Here is an 11,815-nt window from a genome sequence, read left to right on the forward strand (position 1 = left end):
TGCCGCGCACGGCAAGCGGAAGGGCCCGCACCCCCGGGGGGTGCGGGCCCTTCGGCGTCCACGTCAGGCGGCGAGCAGCTTGCGCACCCGGTCCGCGCCCACGGCGAGGAGCAGCGTGGGCAGGCGCGGCCCGGTCTCCCGCGTCACGAGCAGGCGATACAGCAGCGCGAAGAACGAGCGCTGTGCGACCTTGAGCTCGGGGGTGGGCTTGGCGTCGGGCTCCAGGCCCGCCATCACCTTCGGCACGCCGTAGACGAGCGTGGTGAGCCCGTCGAGCGACCAGTGCGAGTCCAGCCCGTCCACGAGCAGCCGCAGCGACTCGCGGCCCTCGTCGTCCAGGGAGGACAGCAGCGCGGTGTCGGGCTCCTCGCGTACGAGGGTCCGCTGGTCGGCCGGGACCTGGGTGGTGATCCAGTTCTCGGCGCGGTCCAGGCGCGGCCGTACCTCGTCCAGCGAGGTCAGCGGCTGCGACGGGTCCAGGTCGGCCAGGATGCGCAGGGTCTGCTCGTCATGGCCGGCGGTGATGTCCGCGACCGACGCGAGGGTCCGGTACGGCAGCGGGCGCGGGGTGCGCGGCAGCTCGTGCGAGGCGACGCGTACGGCGCGGGTGTGCGCGGCGGCGTCGGCCGGCAGGACGGAGCCGTCGGCGACCTTGGCCTCGAGCTTGTCCCACTCGTCGTAGAGCCGCTGGATCTCCTGGTCGAAGGCGATCTTGAAGGACTGGTTGGGCCTGCGGCGCGCGTACAGCCAGCGCAGCAGCTGCGGCTCCATGATCTTCAGCGCGTCGGCCGGGGTCGGGACCCCGCCCTTGCTGGACGACATCTTGGCCATGCCGCTGATGCCGACGAACGCGTACATCGGTCCGATCGGCTGCTCGCCGCCGAAGATGTGCACGATCTGGCCGCCGACCTGGAAGGACGAGCCGGGCGAGGAGTGGTCGACGCCCGAGGGCTCGAAGATCACGCCCTCAAAGGCCCAGCGCATCGGCCAGTCGACCTTCCAGACCAGCTTGCCGCGGTTGAACTCGCTGAGCTTGACGGTCTCGGTGAACTCGTCCTCGGTGCAGACGTACGTCATCTCGGTCGACTCGTCGTCGTACGAGGTGACCTTGGTGAAGTCCTTGCCGCACCGGCCGCAGTACGGCTTGTACGGGAAGTACCCGCCCTCGGCGCTGCTGCCGTCGTCCTCGGCGGCGGCGCCGGAACCCTCGGCGGCCTCGAGCTCGGCCTCGTCGACCTGCTTCTGCTGGGGCTTCTTGCCGCCCGGCTTCTGCTTGGTGCGGTACTGGTCGAGGACGGCGTCGATGTCGCCGCGGTGCTTCATCGCGAACAGGACCTGCTCGCGGTACGCGCCGGAGGTGTACTGCTCGGTCTGGCTGATCGGGTCGTACTCGACGCCCATCTCGGCCAGGGCCTCGACGAAGGCGGCCTTGAAGTGCTCGGCCCAGTTCGGGTACGCGGAACCGGCCGGGGCGGGCACGGAGGTCAGGGGCTTGCCGATGTGCTGCGCCCAGGACTCGTCGATGCCGGGGACGCCGGCCGGGACCTTGCGGTAGCGGTCGTAGTCGTCCCAGGAGATGAGGTGACGGACCTCGAAGCCGCGGCGGCGGATCTCGTCGGCGACCAGGTGCGGGGTCATGACCTCGCGGAGGTTGCCCAGGTGGATCGGGCCGGAGGGGGAGAGTCCGGACGCGACGACGACGGCTTTGCCCGGGGCTCGGCGCTCCGCCTCGGCGATGACCTCGTCCGCGAAACGGGAGACCCAGTCGGTCTCGGTGCTGCTCTGGGCGCTCTGAGCCACGACACGTCCTTCTATCTCGAATGCTGGCTTCAGCCATTCTCCCAGACGGAACGGGCCGCTCCGGGGTTGCCTCCGGGCCCCTTCCCTCCAGGACATATCCCGGACACCGGACAGCCCCCACGTGGGATACTCGGCACTTGTCGGAACAACCAAGTGCACCTTCAGGCACGACCTCACAGGAACGGCAGCTCATGGCCTCGGTCCCTTCCCTCGCTTCTTCCGTCAATCAGCGCGTCGCGGACGCCCTCGCCTCGGCCCTGCCCGAGGCCGGTGGCGCCGACCCGCTGCTGCGACGAAGCGACCGGGCCGACTTCCAGGCCAACGGCATCCTGGCGCTCGCGAAGAAGGCCAAGGCCAACCCGCGCGAGCTGGCGACGACCGTGGTCGGATCCATCCCCGCAGGCCCGGGCGCCGACCTGATCAGCGAGATCGAGGTCTCGGGCCCCGGCTTCCTCAACATCACGGTCTCCGACCGGGCGATCATCGAGACCCTCGCCGCCCGCGCCGGCGACGACCGCCTCGGTGTCCCGTACGCGGCGAACGCGGGCACGACGGTGATCGACTACGCGCAGCCGAACGTGGCGAAGGAGATGCACGTCGGCCACCTGCGGTCGGCGGTCATCGGCGCGGCGATGGTCGAGATCCTGGAGTTCACGGGCGAGAAGGTGGTCCGGCGCCACCACATCGGCGACTGGGGCACCCAGTTCGGCATGCTCATCCAGTACCTGATCGAGCACCCGCACGAGCTGGACCACAAGGCGGCCGCCGGTGGCGACGACACGCTGGAGGTCTCCGGCGAGGAGGCCATGTCCAACCTGAACCGCCTGTACAAGGCCTCGCGGGCGCTCTTCGACTCGAACGAGGAGTTCAAGACGCGGGCCCGGGCGCGGGTCGTCGAGCTCCAGGCGGGCGAGGCGGAGACCCTCGCGATGTGGCAGCGGTTCGTCGACGAGTCGAAGATCTACTTCTACTCCGTCTTCGACAAGCTGGACATGGACATCCAGGACCGGGACGTCGTCGGCGAGTCCGGCTACAACGACATGCTGGTCGAGACCTGCAAGCTGCTGGAGGAGTCGGGCGTCGCCGTCCGCTCCAACGGTGCGCTGTGCGTGTTCTTCGACGAGTACAAGGGCCCGGACGGCAACCCGACCCCGCTGATCGTCCAGAAGTCCGACGGCGGCTTCGGCTACGCCGCGACCGACCTGTCGGCGATCCGGGACCGCGTCGGCAACCTGAAGGCCGACACCCTCATCTACGTCGTCGACGCCCGCCAGTCGCTCCACTTCAAGATGGTCTTCGAGACGGCCCGCCGCGCCGGCTGGCTGAACGACGAGGTCAAGGCCGTGCAGCTGGCCTTCGGCACGGTCCTCGGCAAGGACGGCAAGCCGTTCAAGACCCGCGAGGGGGAGACGGTCCGGCTGGTCGACCTCCTCGACGAGGCGGTGGACCGGGCCACGGGCGTCGTCCGCGAGAAGGCGGAGAAGGTCGGCCTGTCGGAGGAGGAGATCGTCGAGAACGGCCGGTACGTGGGCATCGGCGCGGTCAAGTACGCCGACCTGTCCACTTCGGCCGCGCGTGACTACAAGTTCGACCTGGACCAGATGGTCTCGCTGAACGGCGACACGTCCGTGTACCTCCAGTACGCGTACGCCCGGATCCGGTCCATCCTGCGCCGCGCCGGCGACCGCAACCCGGTCGCGCACCCGGAGCTGGAGCTGGCCCCGGCCGAGCGCGCGCTGGGCCTGCACCTGGACGGCTTCGGCGAGCTGATCGCCGAGGCGGCCGCGGAGCACGCCCCGCACAAGCTGGCCGCGTACCTGTACCAGCTGTCCTCGCTGTTCACGACGTTCTACGACCAGTGCCCGGTCGTGAAGCCGGAGCCGGAGCTCGTCGTCGGCGAGAACCGCCTGTTCCTGTGCGACCTGACCGCCCGCACGCTCACGAAGGGCATGTCCCTCCTGGGCATCCGCACCCCCGAGCGCCTCTGACGCTGTTCGCGGGGCGCACGGCTCCGTACGATCGGCCTTCCCGTCCTGACGGCAGGGGAGGCCGATCGTGAACGGCTCACAGGGTTTACAGCCGGCGCGCGCCGCGCTGAGAGTACTGACCGGCGCCGGGGGCGGCACCCCGGCACGGTCCGCGCTCGAGGCGCGGGTACGGGTCCCACGTGGAGGACCGGCTGCGGAGCGGCGCGCTGGGTAGCCCTGGATCGGCAGCCGGGCGCCGCCCGGGGCTCAGTCTCTGAAGCGGTCCCACCAGCGGCGCGGCGGCGACCCCCCGGGGGCCGCGGGTGCTTCGGGCTCCGCGGGCATCGCGGGCGCCGCGCGCAGCTGCGCGGCCAATGCCCGGACCGCCGACTCGTGCCCGGCGTTGCCCACGGCACCATGCAGGGCGGCCGCCCGCTCGAAGGCCCCGGCAGCCTCGGCCGGGCGGTTCAGCTCGAGCAGCGTCAGCGCCATCCCCTGCACCGCCACGGCCTCGTTGTCGCGGTCCCCCGTGGCGGCGAGGAGGTCGCAGCCCTGCCGCTGGGACTCCAGCGCCTCCTCCAGCCGGCCCGCCAGCCGGTGGAGCCGGCCCAGATTGCCCAGTACCGCGCCCTCGCCGTGCCGGTTCCCCACCTCGACGAAGAGCACGAGCGCCTCCTCGTACCGGGCCTGCGCAGCCTCGAGCCGCTCGTCCCCGGGCCCGGCCGCGGCATCCGTCAGCGAGGCGCCGATCCCGTTGAGCAGCCAGGCCACCGCGGCCCGGTGGCCCAGTTCCCGCAGGGCGGCCAGGGCTTCCTCCCGCACGGCCAGGGACTCCTCCCGGCGCCCGGCCTCCCAGAGCATGTCCCCGAGCACGCCCTGCGCGGTCGCGGCCCTGTGGTCGTCCCCGGTCTCCTTCAACAGGCGGTGGGCCTGCTCGCACGCATCGACGGCCTCGTCCACCCGCCCCGACTGCTTCAGGACGCGCGCCAGATTCACCAGCGCCGTGGCCTCCGCATGCCGGATCCCCTGCGCGCGGAAGATCTCCAGAGCCTGCTCGTGGGCCTCGCGGGCCTCCTCCCACCGGTGTTCCCGGGTGTACAGGGACCCCAGCAGGTTCAGCGACCGGGCCTCGCCCAACGGCTCGGGAACCTCGCGGAACAGCACGAGGGCCTCGCCCAGCAGAGCGCTCGCCTCCGCCATCTGCCAGGCATCCAGGTGCGCCATGGCGAGGTTGTACAGCGCCGCGCCGACATCGGTCCGATCGCCGCTCTCCCGGCCGACCTCCAGCACGTGGTGAGCGACCACCACGGCGTCCGGCGCATGACCGTAGAGAGCGAGGTACGGGGCGAGCCGGCCGGCCAGTTCGACGGTGATGTCCGGCCGGCCTGCTGCGGCGGCGAAGCCCACCGCGGCGACCAGCATCGGGCGCTCCCCGTCCAGCCACTGCAGCGCCTGGGCCACCGAGGGGAGCCCCGGCCCGCTCGCAGCCCGGCCGTCCACCCCCAGCGCGTGGCAGGCCACCGCGGCGTCGAAGGCCAGGCTCGCCAAGAGGGCGTCGATCACGCCCTCCCGCCCGTCCTGACCGGCCTGCTCCTCGCCCCGCTCCCGCGCGTACAGCCGCACCAGATCGTGCATGCGCCAGCGCCCCGAACCCACCGGCTGCTCGATCAGCATGCTGGCCCGTACGAGCGCCGCCAGCGAGGCCCGTACGGCGGCGAGCTCCTCGGGCGGGCCGTCGGGCCGCGGCATGGAACCCCGGGTCAACAGGTGGGCGTACGCGGTCGCGCAATCCGGCCCCGGCACCACCGTCAGCAGCCGGAGCAGCCGCGCCTGGTCCGCGGGCAGCCGCGCGTACGAGAGGTCGAACGCCGCCCGCACCCCGACCGGGACGTCCCCGTCCCCTTCCTCGCCGATGTGCAGGGTCGCCAGCCGGGTCCGCGCCCCGGACAGCTGCCGGGCCAACTCGCCCGCCGGCAGGCCCGGATCGCCCGCAAGCAGCGCCCCCGCCACCGTCAGGGCCAGCGGCAGCCGCCCGCAGTGCTCCGCGATCTCCGCCAGCGCCCCGGGATCCCGCTCCGGCCGCGGGTCCTCGGGCCAGGTCCGCAGCAGCGCCCCGGCGAGCAGTTCGGCCGCCGCCTCCGCCGCGAGCTCGTCGAGGGCGACGATCCGCGCCGAGAACCCGGGCGCCACGAGCCGGTGCCGCGAGGTGACGAGCAGCCGGTGCGCGTCCTGGGCCGGTACGAGGTCGCGTACCTGGGCCACCGACCCGGCGTCGTCCGCGACGATCAGCACCCGCTCCCCGGCCTGCGCCCGCGCGGCCAGCTCGGCCCGGTACAGGTGCAGCCTGGCCTCCGGGGACGCCGGCATGTCGGTGTCGCGGATGCCGAGGTGGCGGAGCATCTCCTGCACGGCCTGCGGGCCGCTCACCGCGCCGTTCGGGGCGTAACCGCGCAGCGCGAGGAAGAACACCCGGTCGCCGAACCACCCGAGCTCCACGGCCCGGTGGGCCGTGGCCACCGCCAGCGCGCTCTTGCCGACCCCGGCCAGCCCGGCGACGACGGCCACGCGGGTCCCGCCGGGAGCGCCGGGCCCGGCTGGCCCCGGGGGTTCCAGCACCCCGAGCAGCTCCTCGACGGGGCCGTCCCGGCCGACCAGCACGGCGGGCGCCTCGGGCAGGCCGGACAGCGCCCGGGGCGCGGGGGCGGCGACGACCCCGTACGTGACGTAGTCCCCGGCCACCTGCGTGATCGTCGCGTTCCCCTCGGCAAAGGCCCACTGCTCCGTGGGCCCGCCGGTCACGGGTTCCCGCCCGGCTCACCGCCGCCGGTCTGCCGGATCCGGCTGTTGTCCCTGGCCCGGGCCTCCTGGTCCACCGGCCCTGCGGGATCGGCCCCGCCCGCCTGCCTGATCTCCGACGTACCGGACGCCTCGGCCACCTGCCGTACGGAGCGCTCCGGGACCGGCGGCGCGGCGGGCGCGAGGGGCGCCGTACCGGCCCACCAGCCACCGGCCAGCCCGACGGCCGCGGTCATGGCCCCGGCGAAGCCGGCAGCGACGGCCACGGCGTCGGAATCCTTCTCGGGCAGCCAGCCGAACGGATCGGCTTGGGCGAGCTTGAAGCAGACGAAGAAGACGACAGCCGAACCGACGAGCACGACAACCCACCGCAACGGACGCGACATTGGCCCCCCCCATGACCCCTGAACCACTGAACTGACGGATCGACGAACCGACTAACTGACGAACCGACGAACCGCTGGACCGAACCTCCGAAGCTAGCAGCGATACCCGTCGGGCACCTGCAACAGCGCGACGAACACCCACACCATCACCACGGCCCCGGCCAGCCCACCGAGCAGCCCGGCCGCCGGGTTGCGCCGCCCGACGCACCCGACGAGCACGCCCCACCAGGCCGTTGCGAGGAGCGCGAGCAGCGCCCCGTAGAAGAGGAGGGCGAGGCCGTTGGCCGACCCGTTGACCCCCACGCCGCAGGCGCGCCACGCGGCATTCAGCAGCACCGCCCCGAGCACCCCCGTGCCCACCCCGGCCGGCAGGGCGATCAGGCAGCCCAACTGCCCGCGCGTCATCCGGCGTTCCTGATCCGGCACGTGCGCACGCCTCCCCCGACTGTGCATGCCGGCAAGGCCCCTTCGGCACTCGCCGCACCCCACCTTGCCAGGCCGACGCCCGCCGCCCACGCCCGGAGGTCGCCACCGGCCTCGCCCGGACGCACGTGAGGGACTCGAAAGTCCCTCACGGCCCCTCTCTCACCCTCGCTCAGTGGGTCAGCGGATATGAGTGCCGGCCCGTGGCTTCGTCGATCTCGCCATGAGCCTTCTGCAACATCTGGGACGCGAGATCCATGAGCGCGCGAGCGCCGGCGATCTCTTCCCCGACCCGCAGCTGCTCCGGGTCGGAGGGGTGACGCATGGCGTAGCCGTGCGCCCTCATCTCGGAGCCGTCGCCGAGTCTGACCATGGCCGCCGCACTGGTGCGATTGCCTTCCTCGGTGAATTCGAGCTCCACGTGCCACCCGACGAGTGTGGGCATGGTGCATCACCTCCAGGGGGTCACCCTGCCTCCAGGGTGCGCCCGGGGCGCCGGTAACGCGAGCGGGGGCGGGGCGGGGGACGGGGCGGGGCCTGAGTGATCGGCGTCGGGAGAGGCAGCGGGGAGCCAGGGGGCGGGGCCTGAGTGATCGGCGTCGGTGACGTCAGCCGGGACCTCGGGGGCGGGGCCTGAGTGATCGAGGTCGGGAGAGTGGATCGGGGGGCCTGGGGCGGGGTCCGTGTACTCCGCGTCGGTGTGTGTCCGGGGGCGTCCCGTCAGTCCACTGTCCTTCCGTGTCGTGCCGGTCCCTCAAGGGCGCTCTCTTCGTTCGCGTCGCTTCGCGATGGCCTTCGGCCACCCTTGACCGACCGACCCGCCCCGGAATGCCATAAGACTGCCGGGAAGCCCCCGAAGGATGGCCGGGAGGTTCATGTTCCGATGAGGGCCCATCAGAGATGCCGAGCAGGAGCCCCTGTCCATCCGCACCCCATTCCCCGGGACCACCCAGTCTGGCCAGCGACGGGGCCGCAGGGAGGGCAACGCCTCCCTCAAGGGCCCAGAGACACTCTTTCCGGACCCGGGCAGGGTCAACCTGCACCAGACAGCGATGAGATGACCCTGCGGTCCCGGTCAGACCGTGGACGCCCCACATCGCTACGCGCTCCACCCGGCTTGGCGTCCGACGGCCGTCCGGGCCTGGACATAAGCCGCCCAGGCACCTCCGTGGGCGGGTTTCCGGGCGCCTGCACGCCATTTGGGGCGAAAAGCGGGCGAGAAGGAGCCTGATGCCGGATTCCTCAACCCCTCACTCCGACAAGCACCCATTCACACCTCAACCGGCCACCAAAACGGGACAAACAACCCGCAGTCGCATACCAGGCCGGCCTGCGCCGGCCGTGGGCGGCCTATGCCCAGCCCCAGACGGCCGCCGGACGCCGCGCAGAGGGGAGCGCGTAGCGATCTGGGGCGCCTGCGGGCCCACTCCTACCGACATGGGCATCTGGTCGCTGTCTGGTGCAGGTTGACCCTGCCCGGGTCCGGAACGGGTGCCTATGGGCCCTTCAGGGAGGCGTTCCCCTCCCCGCGGCCCCGTCGCCGGTCGGCTCGGTGGTCCTGGTGGGCCGGGTGCGGATGGACGGGAGCCGCCGGGCGGCATCTCTGATCGGGCTGGTCGGAATCCGAACCCCCCGGCCATCCTTCGGGGGCGTCCCGGCAGTCTGTTGGCATTCCGGGGCGGGTCGGTCGGTCAAGGGTGGAGCGCAGCGACATCGCGAAGCGACGCGACGAAGGAGCGCCCTTGAGGGACCGGCACGACACGGAAGGACAGTGGACTGACGGGACGCCCCCGGACCCACACCGACCCCGAGTACACGGACCCCGCCCCCGACATCCCGGCCGACGTCACCGATGCCGAGCACCCAGACCCCGCCCCCAAGGTCCCGGCTCGCCTTGCCGACGCCGAGCACGCCGACCCCGAACGGGCGTGCTCCACCTCAGGGGTCGCAACACCATCCAGGGCACCAACCCCACGCCCGTCTGAGTACCCGCGCTCATGTGTCCGCGCCGCAGGCGCGGTTGACTCGAGCCATGGATCAGGACACCTCGCGCGACAAGCGCGCCTTCGTCGCGCCGCTCGTCTCCACCCTGCTGACGCTGCCGATGGCCCTCGTCGCGTTCTTCTTCGTCGGGCTGTCCCCCATGGCCTGCGACTCCTGCGGCGACGCCGCGAGCGACCGGTTCGACGCCTCGTACGACGTCGCCTTCCCCGTCTTCGCCACCGGCCTGCTGCTCGTCCTGGCCGTGCTGGTGACCAGCTGGGCGCTCCCCTGGCAGCGGCGGAACTCCGCCCGCCGCGTCGGGTTCGCGCTGCTCGCCCCCGTCGCCGTCGTCCTGGACTACCTCGTGTTCGCCGGCATCGTCGACTGGCCCTGAGACACGCCGATCAAGCCCGTTGCGGGCCGGCCCGCGGACGTGGAGGCTGTGCCAGGGGAAACGCGTACGGGGGAGGCACATGGTGACGGAGAGCCGAACGAACCGGGGGCGCTGGGCGGGCGCCCGTCTGGTCGTGGTGTCGCTGATACCGGCGCTGCTCTGCGGCTTCGTGTTCGCCGAGTGGCTGCCGTCCGACATCGAGCGCTACGACGCCTACACGGCCGCCGAGCCGTGCACCGCCACCGGTGACACGTACGAATGCCTCCGTACCCTCCCCTTCACCGTCGACAAGACCGTGGTCAAGAACACCGGCCGGAACGCCAGGTACGAGGCAACCCTCTCCGGCCCCGGCACCTCCTCCCTGACCGGGACCGTGCCCTTCGGTGATCCGGGCCCGCTGCTCGACCGGCTGGCACCCGGCGACCAGGTGACCGCCGTCGTCTGGCGCAGCACGATCATGGCGCTCTCCAAGGACGGCGTCCGGCAGAGTTCCGCCGACGAGCCGCGCGACGAGGCCCAGATGACCGCCGGCTTCGGCACGCTCGCGGGTCTCGTGGCGGCCCTGGGGCTCGCCTTCGCCGCGGCCTCCCTGGCCGGATACGGCGGCCAGGTGCCCTGGACCTGGCGCTCGCTCGGAAAGCCGCTGCTCATCGGCATGGCGCTCACCTGCCTCGGCGTGGCCTTCGCCGCGCTCCTGCTCGGCCTGCCGTGGTGGGTCGTGCCCGCCGTGGTCGTGCCGTTCGCGGCGTATGCGGCCTGGCAGCTCCACCGGTACCGACTGCGCGGATTGACAGACTCCAGTCCCGCTCCGTGAGCCGCCGACCGGGCCCGCCTACGCTCCCCCGCATGGGCAGAGCGCGGCGGCTGAAGCCGGGGCAGTGGCGGGTGTGGTGGCGGGTCTGGCGAGCAGGGCCCCCCGCCGGGTCCGAGCGGCACGTGTGGCCGCTGCGCTGACCGGCGGGGAACCATCGGCGAGGGTCAGCGCGCCTCGCGCAGCCAGCCCGCGACCTCCGTCGCCCAGTACGTCAGGATCGTGTCCGCGCCGGCCCGCTTGATGCCCAGCAGGGTCTCCAGGACGGCCCGGTCGCGCTCGATCCAGCCCTTCTCCGCCGCCGCCTCGATCATCGCGAACTCGCCGCTGATCTGGTACGCGGCCACCGGGACGTCCACGGCCTGCGCGACCCGGTACAGGATGTCCAGGTACGGGCCGGCCGGCTTGACCATGACCATGTCCGCGCCCTCCTCCAGGTCGAGCGCCAGCTCCCGCAGGGACTCGCGGGCGTTCGCCGGGTCCTGCTGGTACGTCTTGCGGTCGCCCTGCAGCGAGGAGGCGACGGCCTCGCGGAACGGGCCGTAGAAGGCCGAGGAGTACTTCGCCGTGTACGCGAGGATCGAGACGTCCTCGTGCCCGGTCTCGTCGAGCGCGTCGCGGATGACGCCGACCTGGCCGTCCATCATGCCGCTCGGTCCGACCACGTGGACGCCCGCGTCGGCCTGGACCTGGGCCATCTCCGCGTACCGCTCCAGCGTCGCGTCGTTGTCGACGCGTCCGTGCTCGTCCAGTACGCCGCAGTGGCCGTGGTCGGTGTACTCGTCCAGGCACAGGTCGGACATGATCACCAGATCGTCGCCCACCTCCGCCTTCACGTCGCGGATCGCGAGCTGCAGGATGCCGTCCGGCTCCGTGCCCGCCGTGCCCAGCGCGTCCTTGTTCTCGTCGGCCGGGACCCCGAAGAGCATGATCCCCGCGACGCCCGCCTCCACCGCCTCCACGGCCGCCTTCCGCAGCGTGTCCCGCGTGTGCTGGACGACGCCCGGCATCGCCGAGATGGCGAGCGGCTCGCTGATGCCTTCGCGTACGAACGCCGGCAGGATCAGGTCCGAGGGGTGCAGCCGGTTCTCCGCGACCATCCGCCGCATCGCCGGGGTGGTGCGCAGCCGGCGGGGCCGCGAGCCGGGGAAGGATCCGTACGCGCTCATTCTCAGTCGCCTCTTCGAGCATCGACAGCAGTCGGCACCCAGCCTAGGGGGTGCCGGGCGGCTCACTCCGACCCGGCCGACCCGGA

The 11,815-nt window shown here is 72.4% G+C and carries 9 protein-coding genes; 3 read left to right on the plus strand and 6 right to left on the minus strand.

Annotation, left to right across the window (positions count from 1 at the left end; all coding sequences use genetic code 11):
* Positions 1-63: 63 nt before the first annotated feature.
* Positions 64-1,800, minus strand: coding sequence for a lysine--tRNA ligase (gene lysS, locus AB5J51_RS18295; protein WP_369778095.1), 1,737 nt, complete (start codon positions 1,798-1,800; stop codon positions 64-66).
* 191 nt (positions 1,801-1,991) lie between these two features.
* On the opposite strand from lysS, the gene argS reads away from it, so the two are divergent.
* Positions 1,992-3,788: an arginine--tRNA ligase gene (argS, locus tag AB5J51_RS18300; RefSeq protein WP_053789460.1), complete on the plus strand. Its 1,797-nt coding sequence runs from the start codon at positions 1,992-1,994 to the stop codon at positions 3,786-3,788.
* A 246-nt stretch (positions 3,789-4,034) separates the two neighbouring features.
* Here argS and AB5J51_RS18305 read toward each other — a convergent pair whose 3' ends face one another.
* The 4 genes from AB5J51_RS18305 to AB5J51_RS18320 all read right to left on the minus strand — a co-directional run bounded on the left by AB5J51_RS18305 (position 4,035) and on the right by AB5J51_RS18320 (position 7,817).
* Positions 4,035-6,566, minus strand: a complete 2,532-nt coding sequence (locus AB5J51_RS18305; protein ID WP_369778096.1) for a tetratricopeptide repeat protein — start codon at positions 6,564-6,566, stop codon at positions 4,035-4,037.
* A complete protein-coding gene (locus AB5J51_RS18310) occupies positions 6,563-6,922 on the minus strand; it encodes a hypothetical protein (protein ID WP_053789462.1) in 360 nt (119 codons plus the stop codon). Before AB5J51_RS18310 ends, AB5J51_RS18305 begins: the two co-directional genes overlap by 4 nt.
* Positions 6,923-7,042: 120 nt before the next feature.
* Positions 7,043-7,375: a hypothetical protein gene (locus AB5J51_RS18315; RefSeq protein ID WP_369778098.1), complete on the minus strand. Its 333-nt coding sequence runs from the start codon at positions 7,373-7,375 to the stop codon at positions 7,043-7,045.
* A gap of 169 nt (positions 7,376-7,544) precedes the next feature.
* A complete protein-coding gene (locus AB5J51_RS18320; protein ID WP_030302113.1) occupies positions 7,545-7,817 on the minus strand; it encodes a DUF1876 domain-containing protein in 273 nt (90 codons plus the stop codon).
* Between the two features lie 1,587 nt (positions 7,818-9,404).
* Here AB5J51_RS18320 and AB5J51_RS18325 point away from each other — a divergent pair.
* Together AB5J51_RS18325 and AB5J51_RS18330 are read left to right on the plus strand one after the other, a co-directional pair.
* A complete protein-coding gene (locus AB5J51_RS18325) occupies positions 9,405-9,749 on the plus strand; it encodes a hypothetical protein (protein WP_053790956.1) in 345 nt (114 codons plus the stop codon).
* Between the two features lie 79 nt (positions 9,750-9,828).
* The gene (locus tag AB5J51_RS18330; protein ID WP_369778099.1) at positions 9,829-10,563 is read left to right on the plus strand and encodes a hypothetical protein; all 735 of its coding nucleotides are present in this window, start codon (positions 9,829-9,831) and stop codon (positions 10,561-10,563) included.
* A gap of 164 nt (positions 10,564-10,727) precedes the next feature.
* On the opposite strand, the gene hemB is transcribed toward AB5J51_RS18330, so the two are convergent.
* Positions 10,728-11,729 carry a porphobilinogen synthase gene (gene hemB / locus AB5J51_RS18335; protein WP_053790958.1) on the minus strand — a complete coding sequence of 334 codons (1,002 nt, stop codon included), beginning with the start codon at positions 11,727-11,729 and terminating at the stop codon, positions 10,728-10,730.
* Positions 11,730-11,815: the final 86 nt, after the last annotated feature.

The organism is Streptomyces sp. R33 (assembly GCF_041200175.1).
GTDB classification, from domain to species: domain Bacteria; phylum Actinomycetota; class Actinomycetes; order Streptomycetales; family Streptomycetaceae; genus Streptomyces; species Streptomyces katrae_B.